Source organism: Phyllobacterium brassicacearum (assembly GCF_003010955.1).
Lineage (GTDB): Bacteria > Pseudomonadota > Alphaproteobacteria > Rhizobiales > Rhizobiaceae > Phyllobacterium > Phyllobacterium brassicacearum.
Map to the genome: position 1 here is coordinate 208066 of NZ_PGGO01000008.1, position 22712 is coordinate 230777.

The window sequence follows — 22712 nt, forward strand, 5'->3', positions numbered from 1 at the left end:
TTAGCCACCAGCATAGCCACAAACAAACGAAACGCGATCACGACTCAACTTCAATGTGCTGCTGACGGTGCCTCTACCGCCGGTTTCCTCTTCCTGCGAAATGCCCTCAACGCGACATAGAACACCGGCGTCAGGAACAGGCCGAAGAAGGTGACGCCGAGCATCCCGGAGAACACCGCCGTGCCGAGTGACTGGCGCATTTCTGCACCGGGACCCGTGGCGATCATCAGCGGCACGACACCGAAGATGAAGGCAAAGGCCGTCATCAGGATCGGACGCAGGCGCAGGCGGCTGGCTTCGATGGCGGCCTCTACCGGCGTTGCGCCTTCCTCCTCGTGCTGGCGCGCGAATTCGACGATCAGAATCGCGTTCTTCGCGGCAAGACCGATGAGGACGACTAGTCCGATCTGCGTCAGGATATTGTTGTCCATGCCCCTAAGGCTGACGCCTATGAGTGCCGCCAGTACGGCCAGAGGAACGATCAGGATGATCGCCAGCGGCAGGATCCAGCTTTCATACTGCGCCGACAGGGCAAGGAAGACGAAGATCACCGACAATCCAAAAATGAAGATGGCCGTGTTGCCAGTGCTGCGTTCCTGGAAGGCCAGCTCTGTCCAGTTGAAGGTCGTACCAGCCGGCAGTGTTTTCGCTGCCAATGCTTCCATCTTGTCGAGCGCATCGCCCGTGGAAACGCCTGGAGCCGGATTGCCCTGCAGCGGTACCGAAACGTACATATTGTAACGTTGCACCAGCGAGGGGCCAGTCGTATCCCTGATATCGACCAGCGTACCGAGCGGCACGAGTGCGCCCGTTGACGAGCGTACCTTCAGATCGAGAATGTCGGCACGTTCCATGCGGTATTGCTGATCGGCTTGCGCCCGCACTTGATAAACGCGCCCGAAGGCATTGAAATCGTTGACATAAGATGTGCCAAGGTTGATCGACAATGTCTCAAAAATGTTGGGTATCGGTACGTTCAGCGCCCGCGCCTTGTCGCGGTCGATTTCAAGGAAGTACTGCGGGCTGGACGCCGAGAATGTCGTGAAGACGCCCGTCAGGCCCGGTGTCTGGTTTGCTTCGCCCATCATCTGATAGGCGAGGGCGAGAACCCGGCGCATGTCGGAACTGTCGCGGTCAAGCAACTGCATCTTGAAGCCGCCCGAATTGCCGACGCCGCGGATGGAAGGCGGTGGCACGGCGATGATGAAGGCTTCCTGTATGCTCTGCAGGCTGCCAAACAGCTGGCCAATGATCGCATCCGCGCTCTGGCCATGTTTGAGCCTCTCCTCGAATGGTTCAAACGGCGCAAAGACAACACCGGAATTCGAGGCGTTGGTGAAGGTGGCGCCGCTGAAGCCGGCGAAGGCGACGGCGTTGCTGACACCAGGGACCTTCCTGACGATTTCGGATGCGTGCTTGATCACGGCGTCAGTGCGCTCGAGAGATGCACCGTCGGGCAACTGAACCACGACGATGGCATAGCCTTGGTCCATCGTGGGGATGAAGCCACGCGGCACGGACGTCGCCATATACCAGGTTGCTCCGAGGAGAGCCACAAACACGAGAAGGCTGGCTATCAAGGCGGTTGTTGAGCCAACAAGGCCACGGATAACCCGGGAATATCCATGAGCCATCTTGTCGAATCCGGTGTTGAAGCCGTTTGCAAGTGTTCGTCCAAAACGGGTCAGGGGATTTCGGGGTTCCGCATGGTCCTCGTGTGGACGCAGGACGATCGCCGCCAGCGCCGGTGAAAGCGTCAATGAATTGAGCGCGGAGATCGCTGTTGCGACGGCAATTGTCACGGCGAACTGCAGATAGAACTGGCCTGTAATGCCTGGAATGAATGCTGTCGGCACAAAGACTGCAATGAGCACCAGCGAAATGGCGATGACCGCCGTTCCGACCTCGTCCATGGTTACATGCGACGCTTCCTTGGGCGTCATGCCGCGCGCCAGATTTCGCTCGACATTCTCGACCACGACAATCGCGTCGTCGACGACGATACCAATGGCGAGCACCAGACCGAACAGCGTCAACATGTTCAGCGAGAACCCGAAAGCCAGCAGGAATGCCAACGTGCCGATGAGAGATACGGGAATCGCGACGATCGGGATGATGGCCGTCCGCCACGATTGCAGGAAGACTAGCACGACCAACGCGACCAGGATGACGGCTTCGAAAATGGTCTTGTAGACCTCGTTGATCGATTCCGAGATGAATTCTGTCGGGTTGTAGACGATGTCGTAGGTCAGTCCGGCCGGGAAATCCTTGGCCAGGTCCTCCATCGTCGCCTTGATGACGTCGGCGGTGGCCAAGGCATTTGTGCCCGGACGGTTGAAAATACCGAGAGCGACCGCAGGACTGCCGTCGAGATAACTGTTGGTTACGTAGTCTTTCGCACCAAGTTCGACACGCGCGACATCCTGCAATTGGACAAGCCGTCCGCTTTCCGTAGCCTTGACAATGACATAGCGGAATTGTCTCGCATCGCTGAAGCGGCCCTGAGTTGTTACGGTGTACTGGAAGGCATTTGTTCCAGAGGCGGGTGGTCCGCCAATCGAACCGCCGGAAACCTGCACGTTCTGCTCCTGCAAGGACTGGACGACATCGCTCGCCGTCATGCCGTAAGCCGCAAGCTTTTGGGGGTCCAGCCAGATGCGCAGGGAGAATTCGCGCTCGCCAAAGATAGTGAGATCGCCCACGCCGTCGAGCCGCAACAGGACGTCGCGGATACGCGACCGGGCGTAGTTGGAGACGTAGAGCTGATCGTAGCGATTGTCCGGCGACAGGAGGTGCACCACCATCATCAGGTCCGGTGAGCTCTTCGTCGTCGTTATACCGAGCCGGCGCACCTCTTCGGGCAGGCGAGGCTCGGCGATCGAGACGCGGTTCTGCACAAGGACCTGGGCCTTGTCGAGGTCCGTGCCGAGCTTGAATGTAATCGTGAGCGCCATCGACCCGTCGGCGGTCGAATAGGAGGACATATACAGCATGTCCTCGACGCCGTTGATTTCCTGCTCAATGGGAGTTGCCACCACATTGGCAATGGTTTCGGCGTCCGCACCGGGATAGGAGGTGCGCACCACAATTGTCGGTGGAGCGATTTCTGGATATTGAGCAACCGGAAGCTGCGTATAAGCGATGCCGCCCACAATGAGCAGGACGATGGAAAGAACAGATGCGAAGATGGGCCGGTCAACGAAGAAATGCGCGAACCTCATTGGCTGGCTCCCGCGACAGACGGGCCTTCCTGGGGAAGCACGACGAGTTCCGGCTTGACCTTCGCACCGGGACGAATCCGCATCAGTCCGTTGACAACAATGGTTTCATCGCCAGTCATGCCCTCGCGGATGACGCGATAGCCGTAGAGTGTCGGCCCCAGTCTCACCGGCTTCGGCGTTACGGTTCCGTCCTCGCTGACGACAAACACGACCCGTTCGTTTTGATCAGAGCCGATCGCATCGTCAGGTATCAGGATGCCCTTGTACTTGTTAGAGGCGGCCACTTCGACGCGGCCGAATAGACCCGGTTGCAGGACGAGATTGGGATTGTCGAAACGGGCCCGCACGCGCATTGTGCCGGTCGCCGCGTCAAGACGGTTCTCCGCGAAGTCGAGTTTGCCCTTGACCGGTGGTTCGTTAGAATCGGTCAGCTTAACCGTAACTTCAAGCCCTCCACCGCCTTCCTGCAGGATTTGGCCGTTTTCACGGGCCGTGCGCGCATAGTTAAGCAGATTGCGCTCGTCCACATCGAAGTAAAAGTCGATCGGGTCGAGCTGGACGATGGTGGTCAGGATCGTGTCGTTTGCATTGACCAGATTGCCGACTGAGATGAGCCGACGGTCAATACGGCCGTCCTGCGGGGCGGTGATTTGCGTGTACATCAGATTGAGTTTGGCACCGTCAACGGAGGCCTGAGCCCCGGTGACATTTGCCTGACCAGCCAGGAAGGCGCGGCGCTGGTCGTCGAGTGTCGAAACGGACAATGTGCCGCTTCCTGTGAGCGATTCCGTCCGCTTGAATTGGGCCTCGGCGTAATTCAATGTCGTCTTGGCAACGTCCAAGGCAGATTCTGCCTGCGCAAGTGCAGTCACGTAGGGCCGCTGGTCGATTGTGAACAGCGCGTCGCCCTTTTTCACCAGGGCGCCGTCCTTGAAATGCACCTGATCGAGATAACCATCGATACGGGAACGGACTGCCACTTGATTGACAGCTTCAAAGCGCCCGATGAACTCATCGGCATCGACGACGTCGCGCACGACCGGTTTTGCCACCGATACAGGCGGCGGCGGAGGAGGAGCTGCGGCCTCCTGTGCCAGTGCTGCGGTTGCCGAAAGGAGCGCAGCGATCACGCCGAGCCGAGCGGTTGAAAGGAGTGTTCGTGACAAGGCAGGCCTCCATGACAGTCAGACGCTTGATATGCCACGCGAGAAAAAGTGTCGGGGCGGTCAACTGGTTGGAACAGTTGGAGAGCCAATTCCGCGGACGATCAAGTCAGGTAACGCAGTCAGTAACTAAAGCTCGATATGTTGCCAGTGGAGAGCTTTGACAAGACCCGCACATTGCGCATCCACACAAAGATGCAGTCAAAAATATTGTCTCTCAAAACCCTTCTTATCCACCCTTGCACAGTTCCAATTCGTTGTCATCTCGCAATCGCGAGAGCAGAACGGCCCAGGAATCGCTATTTCACCGGCCTCGATGGCTCTCCCATTGATTTTTGCGCTCAAGGCAAGTAAAGGGAGCGACCAGTCGGTAAGGGTGCAATTTCTTCCGCAACTTTATGCCATATTTTGTGATACAATCTGTGCCGCAAATTGAGAGTTGAGTTAGAAATAAAGCAATAAAATCAATATGGATGGTAGAGGGTATGCTCACTTCATCCGTACCGGAAGCCACGATGGCATGAAGTTTTTCTCCCGCAATTTGGCAGCCAAGCCGGAAACGGCGGGATAAATGTTAAAAAAGTGAAGGTTTGGACATGCAGGTTACTGAAACGCTCAATGAAGGGCTAAAGCGCGAGATCAAGGTCGTCGTTCCGGCCAAGGATCTGGAAGCAAAGCTTTCCGAACGCCTCCAGGGCGCAAGCGCCAAGGCGCGCATCAACGGCTTCCGCCCCGGCAAGGTGCCCATGAGCCACCTGCGCAAGATGTACGGCAAGTCATTCATGGCTGAAGTCGTCAACGAAATCCTGAGCGATTCTTCGCGTTCCATCCTTGCTGATCGCAACGAAAAGTCGGCCACACAGCCGGAAGTTGTCATGACCGAGGACGAGAAGGAAGCGGAAAAGGTTCTGAGCGGTCAGGCCGATTTTGAATTCTCGCTGAACTACGAAGTTCTGCCGGCCATAGAGATCAAGGACACCTTGAAGATCAGCATTACCCGCGAAGTCGTCGACGTGACCGACGAGGAAGTCGAAGAGCAGGTCAAGCGCGTTGCAAGCTCGGCCCAGAACTTTGAAGCGAAGAAGGGCAAGGCCGAAAGCGGCGATCGCGTTACCATGGATTACCTTGGCAAGGTCGACGGTGTTCCTTTCGACGGCGGCGCCGATAGCGACGCAACACTCGTTCTAGGCTCGGGACAGTTCATTCCAGGCTTCGAAGACCAGCTGATCGGCGTGAAGGCCGGTGATGAAAAGCAGATCAATGTGACATTTCCGGCCGAATACGGCGCGGCTCACCTTGCAGGCAAGGACGCAGCCTTCGACATCACCGTCAAGGAAGTTGCCAAGCCCGGCGAAGTCGAAATCAACGACGAGACCGCCAAGAAGCTCGGCATCGAAAGCGCCGACCGTTTGCGCCAGGTTATCCGCGAGCAAATCGAAAGCCAGTACGGTACATTCACCCGCCAGAAGGTAAAGCGTCAGATTCTCGACGCGCTTGACGGCGAGTACAAGTTCGAGTCGCCGGAACGTCTGATCAATGCCGAGTTCAACAATATCTGGGCACAGATCGGCAACGACCTGCAGGAAGCTGGCAAGACCTTCGAAGACGAAGATACGACGGAAGAAGAGGCCCGCGAGGAATATCGCAAGCTGGCTGAACGCCGCGTTCGCCTTGGTCTCGTTCTCTCGGAAATCGGTAACAAGGCCGGTATCGAAGTGACCGAGGAAGAACTGCAGCGCGCTGTTTACGATCAGGTTCGCCGCTATCCGGGCCAGGAACAGCAGATCTATGAATTCTTCCGCAAGACGCCGGAAGCCGTCAACAATCTGCGCGCTCCGATCTTCGAGGAGAAGGTTGTTGATCACCTGCTCGCGAACATCAATGTCACCGACAAGAAAGTAACCAAGGAAGAGCTGATGGCTGACGACGAGGCAGACGCCAAGTCTGAAGCGAAGAAGCCCGCCAAGAAGGCAGCGCCGAAGAAGGCCGCCAAGAAGAAGACCGACGACGAAGCATAAGCTTCAGTTTGATCAAGGAAAAGGCCGCTTCGAGCGGCCTTTTTTATTCTGACATCGGGCGATCCTCCTGCAAGATCATTCAATGTCGAGATTACAATCCTGATTTTATCGTCTTGCTCATATTGACACCAGTGACGCGAAAGCCAGTCGTCTCATAGACATGTTTGGCGCGCTTATTGTCTTCGGCGACACGCAGCTTTATCTGCTCAAAACCTGCACGTGACAATTCGGCTTCCAAGGCATTCAGTGCCTGTTTGCCAAGGCCCTTTCCTTGGTGTTGGGCAAAGATATGGAAATCCTTGATGAATGCTGAGCGGGCCGCCAGATCCGGGCGGTACCAAAGATACCCTACAACGCTCTCAGTGTCCGACGTACGATTTACAACGCAGAGCACGACCTCGCCGGGTGTATCAACACCGTATGGCAGGTCATGTGCGATTTCACGCTTGGCCTGCACCAGGGCTTCGAGGCTTGAAAGACCATAATTGGTCGATATTTCAGCGGCATAGTCAGGAAGAAAATACTCGAGGTAGCCCGGATACTCGCTGTCACGCATCGGTCTGGATGAGATCATTTCGTCGTCCTTCGTTGTTTGCTTGTGACCTAGTATGCTCGTGCCAGCAAAACTGCTGCGCGTACGATATCGGCGTTACCAGCCGCCTTCTTCCCGGAAGGCAGCAGATTGCCGTCCTCCAGCCCGATGCGGCTGTCATAGCCCCGTGCCATGGCCTCCCTGAACATCGGCCAGACACTCTTTTCGTCGCCATGCAGCAATATGGGCAGTTTGATCTTGCCGCGCTCCAGCACGGATATGATGCCGATTGCAGCAGCGAAACCTTCGTCGATGTCCTGTTCGTTGATCTCGATCAAGACGCGAAGGCATTTCTTGGCGTCGGGCAGCGTCACTAAACGCTCTGCATCGCTGATTGACCATATGCCCGCCTCAACCCCAATTCCCCTCGCAAGGGCTAGCGAAATAACTTCGGCAGCATCGTCCTCGATCAGATTGACGGAAACATAGTCGGGAAGCACCTGCCACTGTTCGATCGGCTTCTGGCGCGCCCTGCCGCCCGGTGGAATGCGCCAATGCGTCGAAAGTCCCACGGGGGTGCCTGGCACATTGCTGCGGATCGCAAGTAGTGCCTTGGCAACATCGTCCGGCCCAAGGCTCTCTAAACCGTCGGCACTGCGCGGGTGGATGTGCAACTCGCTGGCGCCCGCTGCTATCGACTTGCGGGCGTCGCTGGCGAGCTCCGCAGCCGTATAAGGCACCATTGGGTGGAAATCGCGTGTCCGTCCGCCGTTCAAGCAGGCTTGCAGCATGGTTCGCACTCCGATCAACTTGTGACGAGGGGATCATAGCGGATTTGCCGCTGACAGCGATATGTCATGGTGAAATTGACTTGGCGGAGCGGCAAAGCGTGGCCGCTCCTGCTGTTGATGATCAAGACTTGATGGGAATCCAGACTTCCAGGCCGCCATTCCCGGTCCGTGGGTCGAATTCCGGACCGTAGCGCTCGAAATTCGGCGCATCGGCGACCTCATGCCCCGATTCCGGCAGGTACTTGCCCCAGACAGTCATCACTGTGCTGCGGATGGTCGAGATATGATCCCGATGCGCAAAGACCAAATACTTCTGAGCCGGGATGCGTACCCGGCTGAACTCTTCGGGAAGTTCGGAAAAGTCGGTAACCTCTACGCCGGCAATGTAGTCGAAGTTGTTTTCATCATCGCTGTTGCAGCACACACCATAGCAGACATCGCCGATTTGACCGGAGATATTGCCGATGTACGGGCCAAAGCGTTGCCATTGCGATGGGATCGCCTTGCTGGTCGCGCAATTATAACGTGCACCGATTCCCGCGATCAGCATCGGCTTGCCGTCTACGGTTCGGGGTGTTTCAAGATCTACAACAAATGATTCGTCCATTTTGAGTGCCTCCACCAATGAGATGTTTTCGACATGGCCCTGTGCGCGGACTTGTTCGGGCGTGAGGCCGAACTGCTCGCGGAAGGCCCGGGTGAATGCTTCATGGGAGTTGTATCCGGCCGTTAGGGCAACGCAGAGTATATCGGGAGCGCCACTGCTCAGGACCTTCGCCGCTTCTGTCAGGCGGCGGCCCCGCAAATAACCGCTGACCGGACAACCGGTGAACACGGCGAATGCACGCGACATGTAAAAGCGCGACAGCCCCGCTGAAACCGCGATATCGTCCAACGTGATGTCCTCGGCAAAATGCCCTTCGATAAACCAGATCGCCTTCTCAACTGGATTCATTCAAACCTCCATTCGAAGCACGCTACTGGAATAGATCGATCTGGGCACGCGCATTTGATCGTTATTGCTCTCGTTCAAAAAAGTTTGAGCCCTTTTAGGCTGGCATGGCCGTTCTTCCCGATAATGATGTGGTCATGCACGACAATGCCCATCTGTGCGCCGATGTTGGCGATGGTCTTGGTCATTTCGATATCGGCTTTGGAGGGCGTAGGATCACCGGATGGGTGGTTATGCGTGAGGATGACGGCGCTGGCCGAAAGCTGGAGCGCTCGCGCTATGACTTCACGCGGATAGACTGGTGTGTGATCGACTGTCCCTACTTGCTGCACTTCATCGGCAATCAGGGCATTCTTCTTGTCGAGAAACAGGAATCTGAATTGCTCACGAGGTTCATGCGCCATGGCCGCAACGCAATAGTCCATGACCTTGCTCCAGGAACTCAGCACTGTTTTCTCACGAATATCACTACGGATCATTCTCTGGGTGAGTGCAAAGACGAACTTGATATCGAATGCGGTGACCGGACCACAGCCCTTGACCTCCATCAAGAGATGTTCTGGCGCTCCAAGCACTTCTGCAATCGAGCCGAAGCGGGCGAGAAGCGCCTTGGCGAGCGGCTTCGTGTCCCCCTGCCTGATCGAACGAAAGAGCAGCATCTCCAGCATTCATAGTCGGCGAAACCCTGGTGGCCGACATTTTGGAAACGCTCCTTCATGTGCTCGCGATGGCCAAGGTAGTGCGGTGGCTCGTCGTCGGATTCGATTTTCTGCTCCGCGTTGCGCGGAGCGCCTCCAGGCTCAAGGGCTGGTTGTTTGGAGGAGAGTTTCGTGGAAGGCTCGTTGAAGAAGAAAGTCTTGTCTGGCTTTTCTTCGCTCATCGAGCTCGCTTCCCTATTCGAGTTTCAAGCCCGGCGCGAACAGGCCGGCCGGCGAGAGAGTGAAGACTTCACAACCTTCACTGGTGACCCCAACGGTGTGCTCGTATTGTGCCGTCAGCGAGCGATCGCGGGTAACGGCAGTCCAGCCATCGGCGAGCACTTTCACGTGCGGACGGCCGAGATTGATCATCGGCTCGATGGTGAAAATCATGCCTTCGCGCAGTTCGACGCCTTCGTTGGGCGTACCGTAATGCAGGATATTCGGGGCGTCGTGAAAGAGTTGACCAACGCCATGGCCGCAGAAATCGCGGACGACGGAGCAGCGCTCTGATTCTGCATAGGACTGGATAGCTGCACCGATGGTGCCCGTTCGCGCGCCGGGGCGCACCGCAGCGATGCCGCGCATCAGGCTTTCATGGGTCACTTCCATCAGTCGCTCTGCGGCGCGCTTGATTTCGCCCACAGGATACATGCGGCTTGAATCGCCATGCCAGCCATCGAGGATATAGGTTACATCGACATTGACGATATCACCTTCACGCAGCGGCTTGTCATCGGGAATACCATGACAAACCACGTGATTGATCGAGGTGCAGCTGGATTTGGTGTAGCCGCGATAATTCAGGGTAGCGGGCAGGGCGCCATGATCGGCACCGAACTCAAAGACAAAGCGGTCGATCGTGTTGGTTGTGACGCCCGGAGCGACGATCGATGCAAGCTCGTCCAGGCAGCGAGCGGTCAGTTGGCATGCCTTGCGCATGGCCGCAAAGCCCTCGGGGCCGTGAAGCCTGATCTGGCCAGTGTTTTTAAGTGGCGCGCTTTGCGCGTCGAGATAAGAGACCATTTGGAAGTCCGCTCGGCATCAATCAATTATCGGCATCGTACTGATCGCAGCGATGCCATTAGGCGTGATGTGGCATTTTACAGCGAAAGCTTCAACCCCACGTCTTTCGGCCCGTTCAAATGCAGCCGCGTAAACCGGATCAAGATCGCCGCAGATTTTCAAACGGTCGCAATCTCCGCGCTGGATGACGTAGAGCATGACACCACGATGTCCACTTTCGACCATGTTGCCAAGCTCGTCCAGATGTTTTGCACCGCGCGCCGTGGGAGAATCGGGAAATTCGGCAAGACCCGGGCGGCGCGAAAAATGCACGTTCTTCACCTCGACATAGGCGCTGGGACGACTCGGGTCGCGCAACAGGATGTCGATGCGCGAATTGAGACCATACTTCTGCTCACGTCTCAATTCGGCATAGCCGCTCAACGAGGGGAGCAAGCCCGAAAGAATTGCCTCCTCCGCTATGCGATTAGGCAGGCCGGTATTGATACCAACCATGGTGCCCTGGACTTCAACCATCTGCAATGTGTGAGGATATTTGCGCTTTGCGCCATCGGAAAGTGACAACCAGACTCTAATGCCGGGGTCGGTTAGTCCAAGCATTGAACCCGTATTGGGAACAGAACTGGTGATCGGACTGCCGTCATCGAGGATGACATCTGCGAGGAAGCGCTTGTAGCGCTGGACCAATTGACCGGTGACGAGGGGGGCAGCGAAGATCATGGGACGGTTTTAGCGGATGCTGCGCTCCAGAACAATCGATGGGGCTTTCGGTCATCTCCAGACCATCGTCAGATAAAAAGAACCTGCCTTTAGTAAGGCAGGCCAATTTGCTCTGGGGTGGGAGAATCGGGCCCGGGTGGAGGTTGAACCGAACCCTGCTACCGCAGACCTGAGTCGCAGCAGTGATTCATGATAGGTCAGCTCAGGATTTCGGTCTCATAACTTTGTCTAACAGGCGGTGACAAAGCTTGAAAAAACTGGACTGTTCTAATCCAGAAGTCTGTCACATTCTATGCACAGGGACGAAACTCATCAGGAGGATACATGATGAAACTCAAGTTTTTCGTACCGTTTGTTGCAGTCGCTGCATTCGCTTTGGCAGCTTGTGACAACAAGCCTTCAGAAGGTACGGCCACACCGCCAGCGACAACATCTGAACCGACAACACCTGCACCCGCACCGGCCACGCCTTCCCCGGATCCGGCAAAACCGGCACCAGCTAACTAGTCGAAATCAACGAGACATCCATGCGGCCGGCTCGTTCAGAGCTGGCCGTTTTCTTTACTGCGGCGTGCGAAGACATACGAACTTCGCATTATAAGGTTTTGATTTTCCAAGAAGATAGCCTGGTACGCCCAAGGGGAATCGAACCCCTGTTTGCGCCGTGAAAGGGCGCCGTCCTAACCGCTAGACGATGGGCGCCCGCAGGTAAGCGGCTTATAGTGAAACAGTTTTTGCGCCGCAAGCCCATAAAGCATTCTTTTTTCGAAAAAGTGAAATTTGTTCGATTCACAGCCAGATGGATCGGGCCGCAACTGACCGGAGCCGGCAATTTCGCTGAAGGGGATCAAGCTCTTCCGCGCGAGCAGCGCCAGTTCCAGTCGCGACGAGGACCGATATCGACGTGCACTGATTCGGTGTGGCAATAGGTGCCAACGCCGCCGCGGCCTGTCATGGAGCGCGCAAAATTGGCCAATTCCCACTTGGAAACACCAGGAATTTGAATATCTGCGGCGGCACAGGACATGTGCAAGGAGGCCTTTGCACCGTTGACCAAGCGGTTATAGGGCGGGCTTCGATAGCCTGATGTGACGATCACCGATTTACCATAGCGCCGCTCAAGAGCCTTGAGGATGCCAACGAGCTGCGGTTTGAGGCAAGCAACTTGCACGTTTTCGCGCTGCACTTTGAGGCCGTTTGGCGCCAGGCGGGCGAGGCCAGCTGCAGAGGCAAGAATAACTGGGGCAGCCGCGGCCTCGACATCGTCATCATCATAAAGGCTGTCGCGTTGCATGATCTGGATGCCGGCGTTGGGCCGAACGCCGGGCAGTGATGATAGGTGTTCGGTCTTGCTGGCAAACGATTCGGCTGATGGCAGAGCCGATGCAGTCTGAACCGGCGCCTCGGCTGCCCGTAGCTTGGGCTGGGATCTCGGTTCGATGACTGCAACCTGACGGTTGGCCGCCGGTTTGCCTTGGTTATTGGCGAAGAGCCGCAGAAGCAGTCCGTTCTTGCCGGCAGGCGCAGCTGGCTTCTTCACAGCCGTTTCACCCTGTTCGGTGGCGGCGACCGCCTCGGCCTTCGCGTCTGTGGCCTTGGCTGCATCCTTGCTGGCTGTTTCGGCAGGTTGCTGCGTTTCTTGCGCCTGCGCAGGTTGCGGGGCTGGTTCCGGCTTTGCGGAGCTTCCAAACAATGATGTCTTTGCCGGAGGAGCGGCAGCGGCCGCGGCGCTAGCTACCTGTTGCGGTTCTTCTGACTTGGCCGGGCTGCTTGAGCCGAACAGCGATGTCCTGACCTGAGGCTTGTCTTCAGTCGGGGATGCAGCGGTCTGCTGGGTTCCTGATGCAGCGCCGGTCGTTGGCGCGGTTGCTGCCTTCGTGTCAGCTGGTTTGGCAGCGGCCCCCTTGATTGCCTGGAGAGCATTGGTTTCTGTGCTGCCGGCCAGTGCCAGCGCTTCAGTCGAAATCGTTTGATTGCCACCAGATGGCAGGGATGAATCCGCTGTATGCTTCGCGTCGCCCGTTGGCTCATTTTCGGTGGCGGCCGTCAAGGGGGAAGTAGCGTTGGGGCTTGATCCGGTCGATGTGCAGGATGTTGCAGCCATTGCCGCCATCGCAATGACGCACGCTACCGTGCTCGCCCGAAGGGCCGAAACTGACGCTGGCAGTATATTCAACGATTCCCCCGTCTCGTCTTTCCCGGTCCCCAAGATGTTCAGTCCGGTCCGCTTTTGTAAGAGCAGAAAGCTCGCGAAGTTCTATTGAAGTGCAAATAACACCGGCAGAGAGTCGCCAGAGTTAATGAACTTTTGTCGGCTGCACAAGTCGTCAGGTATACCTAGAATGAGGCAAAAACGTGATTGGCCACTTTCTTGCCATTGTCATTAAATCTTCTTTATGACTTTCAGTGACCTTTGACGGGTATTTTCATACACGGATTCGCACGTAAGTTCCCGGCGCCTCAGCCAGAATCTCGATATTGTTTTCGCCAGGTTTTCGCGCAGGAACACGCGTCCTGTCCTGCGATTCGATCCACTTTTGCCAATGATGCCACCAGGATCCCGGATGCTCGGTCGTATTGGCCAGCCAGGCGTCAAATGCGCCGACTGGCGCATCGCCGGTCCAGTACTGGTACTTGTTCTTTGCGGGAGGATTGACCACGCCGGCAATATGACCAGACCCAGCGAGTACATAGGTGACATCGCCACCAAAATACTGACAGCCTGTGAAGACAGAAAGCGCTGGAGCGATGTGGTCTTCCTTGGCCGCGAGATTGTAGATGGGAATCTTGATGTCAGCGAGCGACAGATTCTCGCCGGCAAGCTTCATCGTGCCGCGCACCAGATTGTTGTCGAGATAGCAATTGCGAAGGTAGTAGGAGTGATTGGCAGCACTCATGCGCGTTGCGTCCGCATTCCAATATAGAAGATCGAATGGAACCGGATCGCGGCCGCGCATGTAGTTATTGATGACGTAGGGCCAGATGAGGTCGCCGGAGCGCAGCATATTGAAGGCGGTCGCCATACGCGTGCCGTCAAGATAGCCCTCGGCGGACATGGCGTTTTCCAGAGCCCGGATCTGATCTTCGTCGACGAAGACCTTCAGGTCACCGGCGTGGGTAAAATCCACCTGGGTCGTGAACAGCGTGGCGCTCTTGATCCGGTTCTCGCCTTCCTTGGCAAAGAGCGCGAGGGCTGCACTCAAGAGCGTTCCGCCGACGCAGTAGCCGATAGCGTTCACGGCTTTTTGGCCGGTCGCTTTTTCGATCGTATCCAGTCCGAATCGCAAGCCTTCATTGGTATAAGCTGACCAGTCCTTTGTCGCGTGGCGCTGATCGGGGTTGACCCAGGAGATGACGAAGACTGTATGGCCCTGGTCGATCGCCCATTTGATGAAGGATTTTTCCGGGTTCAGGTCGAGGATGTAGTATTTGTTGATCCATGGCGGGCAGATCAGCAGAGGGCGCTTCAGCACATCCTTTGTTGTGGGCTCATACTGGATGATTTCTGCGACGTCACTGCGCGCAATCACCTTACCGGGCGTCGTTGCTACGTTTTCGCCGAGCGCAAACTTGGTGAGATCAGACTGGCGCAGGCGCAAATCTCCACCGCCGGCGATAATATCTTCGGCCAGCATCTTCATGCCGCGGACCAGGTTCTCGCCGTTGCTGGCAACAGTTTCCTTGTAGAGCTCCGGATTGGTCAGCAGAAAGTTACTTGGCGACGCCGCAGTTGTGATCTGTTTGACGTAGAATGCCGCCTTGTGCCTCGTGTGATCATCAAGGCCCTCGGTGCTCTCGACCAGTTCGCCTGCCCAACGCGCCGTCACGAGATAAGCTTGCTTGAGAAAGTCGAAAAAGGCGTTCTTGCCCCAATCCTCGTCAGTGAAGCGTTTGTCGCCGATTTCAGGCTTTGCCACGTCTTCGACATCCTCACCGCTCATGCGTCGGATGGAATTGGACCATATGGCCATATAACTGGAGAAAAGCTTTGTCTGCGCTTCAAGGGCACGCGCGGGCTCGGAAAGCCAATATTCGGAAACTTTGGTAAGCGTCTTCACCACATCGGTGACAGGATCGGCGATCGTATCGCGTTTCAGGCCCTTTTCGCGGGGCTCGACCCAAGCGGATGCGGCCTTGCCGGCCTGCTCGATCATATGGGCAACGTTGCGTGCAAAGGCCTCCGGGTCCTTAACAACATAATTATCAAGGTTTGGCGTCTTACCGCTCTTGCTGCCTTGATTATCCATATATTTGCGTCCTCCCGATCAGCATTATTGACATGATATCATAGGTTGGTGCTATCCCTCTAACGTGCAATTGTTATCGCCATTATGAATTCGTTTTTCGCAGTCAGGACACACAATGAATTTTTCGGTTAAAACCATCATGCGGTTGTGGGTTGCTGCTGCTCTGGTTGCTGGCCTGGGTGCTTGCGCCAATACGGCTCCGGCTCCGATGTCGAATTCGCCGTTGACCGGACCGGTCAACACCGGGACATATCCGCATTTCACACCCGATCCGAAGGGCGAGACCGCACAGTTTTCGCCCGAACAGAAGCAGGCGCTGATCGACAGGACCAACGCTGCCAAGGCCGGCCAGGCCGGTCCTTCATCGGATCCGGCCCTTGCTGCCCGCCGCCAGGCGGAGATGCAGTTACTCAAGAAACAGCAGGAAGAAGATCTGAAAACGATCGAGGGCAAGTAGTCTCGCTTGCATCAGCTCTACCGTCTTGCGATGACGCTGAACACGGCAGCTATGGCAAGCTTTTCGGCGCAAGTACTTTACGCCAAGCAAAACTGCATTTAGAAGTCCGTCCGCCGGAACAGGTCCGGTCGTTAAACACCACCCGCAATCGTTGGCGGGACTGGATAGGAGAAAATTGATGTCGCAAACAGTTGCAAAAACTGTATCCATGCAATTCCCCGATGGCTCGAAGCGCGAATACGACGCTGCCATGACCGGCGCGGAACTTGCTGAATCCATTTCCAAATCACTTGCAAAAAAGGCCGTCGCCTATGCTGTCAACGGCGTCGTACGTGATCTGTCCGATGCCTTGCAGACTTCGGGCACAATTGAAATCCTGACCCGCGAAGATCCGCGCGCACTGGAATTGATCCGGCACGACTGCGCGCACGTCCTCGCCGAGGCGGTACAGGAGCTTTTTCCAGGAACGCAGGTCACAATTGGCCCGGTCATCGAGAACGGCTTTTATTACGACTTCGCCAAGAACGAGCCCTTCACGCCTGACGACCTTCCGGTGATCGAGAAGAAGATGCGGGAAATCATCGCCCGCAATAAGCCTTTCACCAAGGAAATCTGGTCGCGCGAAAAGGCACGCAAAATCTTTGCCGAGAAGGGCGAGACCTACAAGGTAGAACTCGTTGACGCCATTCCCGAAGGCCAAGATCTCAAGATTTATAGTCAGGGCGATTGGTATGATCTGTGCCGCGGCCCGCATATGCCTTCGACAGGCCAGATCGGCAGCTCTTTCAAGCTAATGAAGGTTGCAGGAGCGTACTGGCGCGGTGACAGCAATAATCCCATGCTGAGCCGCATCTACGGAACGGCGTTCGCGAACGATGCGGACCTCAACACCTATCTCCATATGCTTGAAGAAGCGGAAAAACGTGACCATCGACGTCTCGGCCGGGAAATGGACCTGTTCCATTTCCAGGAAGAGGGTCCGGGCGTGGTTTTCTGGCATCCAAAGGGATGGCGGATGTTCCAGAGCCTCGTCAGCTACATGCGGCGCCGGCTGGATAGCCACGGCTACAGCGAAGTCAACGCACCGCAGGTGCTCGACAAATCGCTGTGGGAGACGTCGGGCCATTGGGGCTGGTATCGTGACAACATGTTCAAGGTTACGGTTGCCGGTGACGAGACCGATGACGAGCGCGTCTTCGCGTTGAAGCCGATGAACTGCCCTGGTCACGTACAGATATTCAAGCATGGCCTGAAATCCTACCGCGATCTGCCGGTAAAGCTTGCGGAATTCGGCAACGTCCACCGCTACGAGCCTTCGGGTGCGCTGCATGGCCTCATGCGTGTGCGCGGCTTCACGCAGGATGATGCTCACGTGTTCTGCACGGACGAGCAGATGGAGGCCGAGTGCCTGCGCATCAACGACCTGATCCTGACGACCTATGCCGACTTCGGCTTCGAAGGCATCACTGTGAAGCTGTCCACGCGCCCCGACAAGCGCGTCGGCTCCGATGAACTGTGGGATCGCGCCGAAGCGGTCATGAGCAAGGTGCTCCGGACGATCGAGGAGCAATCGGGCGGCAAGATCAAGACGGCCATCAATCCGGGCGAGGGCGCCTTCTATGGCCCCAAGTTCGAATATGTGCTGCGCGATGCCATTGGCCGGGACTGGCAGTGCGGGACAACACAGGTTGACTTCAACCTGCCGGAACGGTTCGGTGCCTTCTACATCGACTCAACGTCGGAGAAGAAGCAGCCGGTGATGATCCACCGCGCGATCTGCGGGTCGATGGAACGCTTCCTTGGCATACTGATCGAGAACTATGCCGGACACATGCCACTCTGGTTTGCACCGGTGCAGGTTGTCGTTGCCACGATTACATCGGAGGCCGATGAATACGGCAAACAAGTCGCGAAGGAGTTGAAGGCAGCCGGTCTTCAGGTCATCACGGACTTCCGCAACGAGAAGATCAACTACAAGGTCCGCGAGCATTCCTTGCAGAAGGTGCCGGTGATTCTTGTGTGCGGCATGCGCGAAGCCGAGGAACGCTCGGTCAATATGCGCCGCCTGGGTTCGCAGAGCCAGACGTCGCTTTCGCTCGACGACGCAATCCGTCAACTTGCGGACGAAGCAACGGCGCCGGATCTGTTGCGATTGGCGGCAGAATAGTCTCAAAAATATGACAGCGTGGTGGGTTCATCACGCTGTCATATGGATGCGAGAGAATCTAAGCCACTTTAACTTTAACCGGGGTTGCGCGTGCAGTTTCCAGAGCTTTCCTATGCCAATGACACGCAGACTCGCCTGACCCAATGGCTTATCCGCGCCATCGAGGGGCTATCCGGCCGCAATTATTATGCCGGGCTTTACAATACATGGCGCAATGACATTGTGCCTGCCGGCATCGATGTGTTTTGCCGGATGATGGATCTGATCAATGTCCGCCTCGACATCGCGGATCAATGGCCACCGAAGCAATTGCCCGACACGCCTCTGGTCATTATTGCGAATCATCCCTTTGGCATTGGCGACGGCATCGCTGCTTTGGCACTGGCTGAACAACTCGGCCGGCCGTTCCGCGTTCTCATTAACAACGATCTCCTCAAGGTGCCGGAAATCCGGCCCTACGCACTTCCGGTCTGTTTCGACGAGACCAAGGAAGCGATGGCTATGAACATGGCGACGCGCCACGAGGCGGTCCGCCTGCTGAAGGAAGGTGTGACGATCGTCGTTTTTCCTGCCGGCGGCGTCGCTACGGCGCCCAAGGGCTTCGGCCGCGCCGAAGACCTGCCATGGAAAATCTTTCCGGCCAAGCTCGTGCAGCAGGCGAAGGCCTCGGTCATCCCTGTGTATTTCGGCGGCCAGAACGGCCGCTTTTTCCATCTCGCCAGCAAGGTGTCGATGACGCTGCGCATCTCGCTGCTGATCCGCGAGTTTCGCCGGTTGTCGGGCAAGGCAATCGAAGTTCGTATCGGCAGGGTGATCGGCTGGGAAGAGCTGAAGCCATTTGAAGACCGCAAGCGGCTGCTCGAATACCTTTATGATGCGGTTTTCTCGCTCGAGCCCAAGACGCGCTGAGCAGGATCAATCCAGAGGTTCTTCGCCGCCGGCCGGCTGGTCGGCAATCGCGGCCGTACTCGCGCCGTCCTTGGCCAGCACTTCGACATCCTGATTCTGTCCGGCCACGACTTTGAAGTCGCGCTGGTAGATGCGGTCCTTGTTCTTGGCAATGATCACGTACTCGCCCTCGGCCAAAACGATGGATGCGAAAGCGCCAACACTTTCACGTACAATATCGCCTGACGTGGTGAGTACCGACCAGGCCGTATCGGCCATGGCTTCGCCGCCGGTCTCGCGCACGAGTTTCAGCGTGAGCTGAGCCGCCCTGTGCTCGACATTGGCTTCCGTGAGTTTTCCGGCTTCGACGCGAATGTCGGCGCGGATCACCGCATTCGCGGTGCCGTAGTTGGAAACGATCTGATAGGTGCCAGTGTTGAGGCGCACGACGCTGTCAGGCTTCACGTCTGGAATGATCAGCGCGCGTTCACCGTTGGAGTCCTCGTGATCTTCGTAAATCGAGAATCGCAATTGGTCCGGCGGAATGCGTCCGCCACCCGACAGAACCGCATTGAGCTTCACACCACCGGCATCGAGGATCATCGTTTCACTGCGCTTGGCGCGGGTCATCGTGATACGCTTGGTCGCGCCGGCCCGTCCAAATGCCACATGCACCAAGTAGCTGCCTGGAGCGAGATTGAAGGAAGTTGTGCCGCCCTTGGCCGTCGCCAACAATGCCAACTTGCCATCGTCACCGGCCTCGGGGGAAAATACCCGCCAGACAAGGCCGCGTCCGATCGGATCACTTTCCTCGGAGAGTTTAGCCGACAGCACGAGCTCGGGCTCATTGATGATCGGGCTGTTGGCTGGCGCCTTCGGGCTGGCATATTCGTTGAGATTGGGGATGCTGGGTAACTCGACGGCCGGCGTCTGCGGTAAATCCGGCGCCAGCGCCTGCGCCCCAGCTTCGGGCGCAATAACCATAAGACTCACAAGAACGGTCGCGGCAAACAATTGCCTGGCCATCCGGACCTTGCCGCCCGCTGAAATAATTTCGAATGCACCCATGAAACGGTTTGATCCGAAGCCGATGGCAATTTCAAGGCTTTTTCTCAACCGCGCACCTTTACTTGGCGGACGAAACCACCACATTGTCCGCGCATCATTACAACAGGATCACCGCTTCATTCCATGGATACATCTGTTCCCCCTTCCGTCATCGAATTCTTGTCCACGCGCAGTTCTACGCCGATTTCGGCCATTGGCCTTCCAGCGCCATCAGACGATGAAATTGAAACGATGGTGAGTATCGCGTCGCGCGTGCCCGATCACGGACGCCTGACACCCTGGCGCTTTATCCTTTACCGCGGAGAGGCGCGTGAACAGGTTGGACAATATCTGGTGGACCTTGCCGAAGAGCGGGAAGGGCCGCTGACCGATCAACGGCGTGAACAGGAACTGAAGCGCTTTGCCCGTGCACCGCTCGTGATTGGCGTGATTTTTTCTCCGGTGGAGCACCACATACCGGAATGGGAGCAGTTTCTGTCCTCCGGTGCTGCGGCAATGAATCTCGTTCTGGCGGCCAATGCGCTTGGCTATGCCACGAACTGGATCAGCAACTGGTATTCGTCCGACGAGAAGGGCCGCGCACTGCTCGGATTGGCGCCGCATGAACGCGTAACCGGATTCGTTCATATCGGCAGCTGTCCGCAGAAGGTGCCAGAGCGTCCGCGCCCGGAGATCAAGGACATCCTCTCCGAATATTCGGGTCCTTGGAAAGGCTGATATGTTCTATAAATACGAGGATGGTCACGGCCTGCCGCATGACCCGCTAAAGGCGATTGTGGCGCCGCGTCCAATCGGCTGGATTTCCAGCCGATCGAAGGATGGCCAGGTCAATCTCGCGCCGTACTCCTTCTTTAACATGATCAGCACGAAACCTTGCCTTCTGATGTTTTCATCGGAAGGCTACAAGGACAGTGTTGCGTTTATCGAGGAAACAGGCGAGTTCGCCGCCAATCTGGTGAGTGCAAACCTTTCGGGGGCAATGAATGCGACGTCGGTCAATGCGCCGCGCGGTGTCAGCGAGTTCGAGTATTCGGGATTGACCGCGACGGACTGCGCTCTCATTGGTGCGCCTCGTGTTGCGGAGGCCTACGCAACGCTTGAATGTGTCCTGACCAATATCCAGAACCCGAAGGATCGCCACGGCAATCCGGTGAGCGCCTTCATGGTTATAGGCGAAGTGGTTGGTGTCCATATCAATGAGGCAATCCTCACCAACGGTCTCGTCGACATGACAAAGGCGCAACCGGTTTCGCGCTTGGGCTACATGGATTTTGCCTCGGTTTCTGAAACGTTTCAGATGTTCCGGCCAAAATGGGATGGCTCAGGCGGTTGACCTGGCACGCTCGACAAGCCGTTCTGCCCGACGCAGGTGCGGGCGATCAAACATCTGGCCATCGATACCGATCACCCCGGCGGAGGGATTTTCCGCAAACGCATTGATGATCTTTCTGGCGTGTTCGACTGCTTCTGCGGATGGCGTGAAGGCTCGATTGATGATCGGGACCTGAGCTGGATGAATAGCCAGCTTGCCGGTGAAGCCGTCGCGCTCCGCTTCTTCGCATTCACGCGTCAGGCCTTCATCATCGCGGTAGTTGATGTAGACTGTATCGATCGCCGCAACCTCTGCCGCTGACGCTCCAAGAATGGTGACAGCCCGCGCTAGGCGAAATACATCCGTGTAGTGGCCCGCGGCATCGCGGGGTGTGCTGGCGCCGATCGCAGCGGATAAATCTTCCGCACCCCAGCTCAAACCGACCAAGCGCTTCGAGGCGTCCGGATAACTTGCTGCTGAAAGCGTGCCGATGGCTGTTTCGGTGATGATGGCCAGTATCTGCGTTGATCCTTCGGCAATACCGGCGCGGGCCTCATGAACATTTAGCTTGGCCGCGAGCCGTGTCACATCCTTGCCGCTGTTGGATTTGGGCAGGATAATGCCGTGTGGCGTTGAAGGCATGACCGCAGCGAGATCGTCATCTGCAAAACCGCTGGCGAGATCGTTGATGCGAACGAACAGCCGCGGCGAGGGGCGATTGCGATTGGCGTTCAAAAAATCTGCCGCGACTTTTCGGGCCGCTTCCTTGCGTTCTCCACTGACGGAGTCCTCGAGATCGATCAGCAAGATATCAGCCTCGCTCGACAGGCCTTTCTCCAGCTTCTTTTCCGAATCGCCCGGCACAAACAGCAGCGAGCGCATCAGGCGGCACTCTTTGATTTCATCATTGCTTGCCGCGTGCATTGGGCGACCAGCACCCCGTACTGATTGAACGCCCGGTGTTCAAATTCCACGATGCCTCGATCAGTCTTGGATTTTGATCGCCTTGCGGAGATCACTTGCGTTTCGACGCGCACCGTATCGCCATGAAACAGCGGGGCGGGGAACTTCACATCCGTCATGCCGAGGTTGGCAATTGTCGTGCCAACTGTCGTGTCGTTGACCGAGATACCGATCATCAGGCCCAGCGTAAACAGGGAGTTGACCAATGGTTTGCCCCATTCAGTCTTGCTGGCAAAGTCGAAATCGATGTGTAGTGGCTGGGGGTTGAGCGTCATCACGGAGAACAGCATGTTGTCGCTTTCGGTGACCGTCTTGCGCAGTGTGTGTTGGAATACGTGCCCAATTTCAAAGTCTTCCAAATATAGCCCGGCCATTATGTGTTGCGTCTCCTCAATGCTTTTGCGGCAGACTAAGACGGCTTCGTCCGCATCGCAATATATGAACGCTCCCGCACGAGCATGGTTAACCGATATGGTGAACCGATCGTAA

Annotated in this window: 18 protein-coding genes, 1 tRNA gene and 1 pseudogene; 6 read left to right on the top strand and 14 right to left on the bottom strand. The window is 56.7% G+C overall.

All coding sequences use genetic code 11. The features are described 5' to 3' along the window. Positions 1-50: 50 nt before the first annotated feature. Together CU102_RS13125 and CU102_RS13130 are read right to left on the bottom strand one after the other, a co-directional pair. A complete protein-coding gene (locus CU102_RS13125; RefSeq protein ID WP_106711538.1) occupies positions 51-3221 on the bottom strand; it encodes an efflux RND transporter permease subunit in 3171 nt (1056 codons plus the stop codon). Beyond that, on the bottom strand, positions 3218-4387 hold the full coding sequence (locus CU102_RS13130) for an efflux RND transporter periplasmic adaptor subunit (RefSeq protein ID WP_106711539.1): 1170 nt from the start codon (positions 4385-4387) through the stop codon (positions 3218-3220). Before CU102_RS13130 ends, CU102_RS13125 begins: the two co-directional genes overlap by 4 nt. Positions 4388-4980: 593 nt before the next feature. On the opposite strand from CU102_RS13130, the gene tig reads away from it, so the two are divergent. Next, positions 4981-6402 carry a trigger factor gene (gene tig, locus CU102_RS13135; protein ID WP_106711540.1) on the top strand — a complete coding sequence of 474 codons (1422 nt, stop codon included), beginning with the start codon at positions 4981-4983 and terminating at the stop codon, positions 6400-6402. Between the two features lie 91 nt (positions 6403-6493). Here tig and CU102_RS13140 read toward each other — a convergent pair whose 3' ends face one another. The 9 genes and pseudogenes from CU102_RS13140 to phaC form a co-directional block, all read right to left on the bottom strand. Beyond that, entirely contained in the window at positions 6494-6976 is a 483-nt protein-coding gene (locus tag CU102_RS13140; protein WP_106711541.1) for a GNAT family N-acetyltransferase, read from the bottom strand. Positions 6977-7005: 29 nt separating this feature from the next. Next, positions 7006-7725, bottom strand: a complete 720-nt coding sequence (locus CU102_RS13145) for a 3-keto-5-aminohexanoate cleavage protein (protein WP_106711542.1) — start codon at positions 7723-7725, stop codon at positions 7006-7008. Positions 7726-7846: 121 nt separating this feature from the next. Next, positions 7847-8680 (bottom strand): AraC family transcriptional regulator, encoded by an 834-nt coding sequence (locus CU102_RS13150; RefSeq protein WP_106711543.1) that lies wholly within the window; start codon positions 8678-8680, stop codon positions 7847-7849. A 74-nt stretch (positions 8681-8754) separates the two neighbouring features. Next, positions 8755-9557 (bottom strand): annotated as a pseudogene (gene radC, locus CU102_RS13155) (RadC family protein). 13 nt (positions 9558-9570) lie between these two features. After that, on the bottom strand, positions 9571-10401 hold the full coding sequence (map, locus tag CU102_RS13160; RefSeq protein WP_106711544.1) for a type I methionyl aminopeptidase: 831 nt from the start codon (positions 10399-10401) through the stop codon (positions 9571-9573). 18 nt (positions 10402-10419) lie between these two features. Next, positions 10420-11121 (bottom strand): DNA/RNA nuclease SfsA, encoded by a 702-nt coding sequence (gene sfsA / locus CU102_RS13165; protein WP_106711545.1) that lies wholly within the window; start codon positions 11119-11121, stop codon positions 10420-10422. Between the two features lie 627 nt (positions 11122-11748). Then, positions 11749-11823, bottom strand: a tRNA-Glu gene (locus CU102_RS13175). A gap of 145 nt (positions 11824-11968) precedes the next feature. After that, positions 11969-13297 carry a YcbK family protein gene (locus tag CU102_RS13180; RefSeq protein ID WP_245425323.1) on the bottom strand — a complete coding sequence of 443 codons (1329 nt, stop codon included), beginning with the start codon at positions 13295-13297 and terminating at the stop codon, positions 11969-11971. A 250-nt stretch (positions 13298-13547) separates the two neighbouring features. Next, a complete protein-coding gene (gene phaC, locus CU102_RS13185) occupies positions 13548-15368 on the bottom strand; it encodes a class I poly(R)-hydroxyalkanoic acid synthase (protein WP_106711547.1) in 1821 nt (606 codons plus the stop codon). A 115-nt stretch (positions 15369-15483) separates the two neighbouring features. On the opposite strand from phaC, the gene CU102_RS13190 reads away from it, so the two are divergent. The 3 genes from CU102_RS13190 (at position 15484) to CU102_RS13200 (ending at position 18901) form a co-directional block, all read left to right on the top strand. Next, positions 15484-15825: a hypothetical protein gene (locus CU102_RS13190; RefSeq protein ID WP_106711548.1), complete on the top strand. Its 342-nt coding sequence runs from the start codon at positions 15484-15486 to the stop codon at positions 15823-15825. Between the two features lie 178 nt (positions 15826-16003). Beyond that, positions 16004-17992: a threonine--tRNA ligase gene (gene thrS / locus CU102_RS13195; RefSeq protein WP_106711549.1), complete on the top strand. Its 1989-nt coding sequence runs from the start codon at positions 16004-16006 to the stop codon at positions 17990-17992. 90 nt (positions 17993-18082) lie between these two features. Beyond that, a complete protein-coding gene (locus CU102_RS13200) occupies positions 18083-18901 on the top strand; it encodes a lysophospholipid acyltransferase family protein (protein ID WP_106711589.1) in 819 nt (272 codons plus the stop codon). 6 nt (positions 18902-18907) lie between these two features. Here the strand turns inward: CU102_RS13200 and CU102_RS13205 are convergent, their stop codons facing one another. Continuing rightward, complete coding sequence (locus tag CU102_RS13205; protein WP_106711590.1) at positions 18908-19906, bottom strand: hypothetical protein; 999 nt, start codon at positions 19904-19906, stop codon at positions 18908-18910. 165 nt (positions 19907-20071) lie between these two features. On the opposite strand from CU102_RS13205, the gene CU102_RS13210 reads away from it, so the two are divergent. After that, positions 20072-20665, top strand: a complete 594-nt coding sequence (locus tag CU102_RS13210) for a nitroreductase family protein (protein ID WP_106711550.1) — start codon at positions 20072-20074, stop codon at positions 20663-20665. Position 20666: 1 nt separating this feature from the next. Continuing rightward, positions 20667-21281, top strand: a complete 615-nt coding sequence (locus CU102_RS13215) for a flavin reductase family protein (RefSeq protein WP_106711551.1) — start codon at positions 20667-20669, stop codon at positions 21279-21281. Here CU102_RS13215 and CU102_RS13220 read toward each other — a convergent pair. Next, positions 21270-22142 carry an HpcH/HpaI aldolase/citrate lyase family protein gene (locus CU102_RS13220; RefSeq protein WP_106711552.1) on the bottom strand — a complete coding sequence of 291 codons (873 nt, stop codon included), beginning with the start codon at positions 22140-22142 and terminating at the stop codon, positions 21270-21272. The genes CU102_RS13215 and CU102_RS13220 overlap by 12 nt on opposite strands. Then, positions 22142-22618: a MaoC family dehydratase gene (locus CU102_RS13225; protein WP_342588763.1), complete on the bottom strand. Its 477-nt coding sequence runs from the start codon at positions 22616-22618 to the stop codon at positions 22142-22144. Before CU102_RS13225 ends, CU102_RS13220 begins: the two co-directional genes overlap by 1 nt. Between the last annotated feature and the right edge of the window lie 94 nt (positions 22619-22712).

Coding starts and splice junctions, on each gene's coding strand:
- CU102_RS13215 (WP_106711551.1), top strand. CDS start 20,667: ATGTTCTATAAATACGAGGATGGTCACGGCCTGCCGCATGACCCGCTA.
- CU102_RS13140 (WP_106711541.1), bottom strand. CDS start 6,976: ATGATCTCATCCAGACCGATGCGTGACAGCGAGTATCCGGGCTACCTC.
- CU102_RS13145 (WP_106711542.1), bottom strand. CDS start 7,725: ATGCTGCAAGCCTGCTTGAACGGCGGACGGACACGCGATTTCCACCCA.
- CU102_RS13210 (WP_106711550.1), top strand. CDS start 20,072: ATGGATACATCTGTTCCCCCTTCCGTCATCGAATTCTTGTCCACGCGC.
- CU102_RS13125 (WP_106711538.1), bottom strand. CDS start 3,221: ATGAGGTTCGCGCATTTCTTCGTTGACCGGCCCATCTTCGCATCTGTT.
- CU102_RS13220 (WP_106711552.1), bottom strand. CDS start 22,142: ATGCGCTCGCTGCTGTTTGTGCCGGGCGATTCGGAAAAGAAGCTGGAG.
- CU102_RS13205 (WP_106711590.1), bottom strand. CDS start 19,906: ATGGCCAGGCAATTGTTTGCCGCGACCGTTCTTGTGAGTCTTATGGTT.
- CU102_RS13150 (WP_106711543.1), bottom strand. CDS start 8,680: ATGAATCCAGTTGAGAAGGCGATCTGGTTTATCGAAGGGCATTTTGCC.
- CU102_RS13190 (WP_106711548.1), top strand. CDS start 15,484: ATGAATTTTTCGGTTAAAACCATCATGCGGTTGTGGGTTGCTGCTGCT.
- thrS (WP_106711549.1), top strand. CDS start 16,004: ATGTCGCAAACAGTTGCAAAAACTGTATCCATGCAATTCCCCGATGGC.
- phaC (WP_106711547.1), bottom strand. CDS start 15,368: ATGGATAATCAAGGCAGCAAGAGCGGTAAGACGCCAAACCTTGATAAT.
- map (WP_106711544.1), bottom strand. CDS start 10,401: ATGGTCTCTTATCTCGACGCGCAAAGCGCGCCACTTAAAAACACTGGC.
- sfsA (WP_106711545.1), bottom strand. CDS start 11,121: ATGATCTTCGCTGCCCCCCTCGTCACCGGTCAATTGGTCCAGCGCTAC.
- tig (WP_106711540.1), top strand. CDS start 4,981: ATGCAGGTTACTGAAACGCTCAATGAAGGGCTAAAGCGCGAGATCAAG.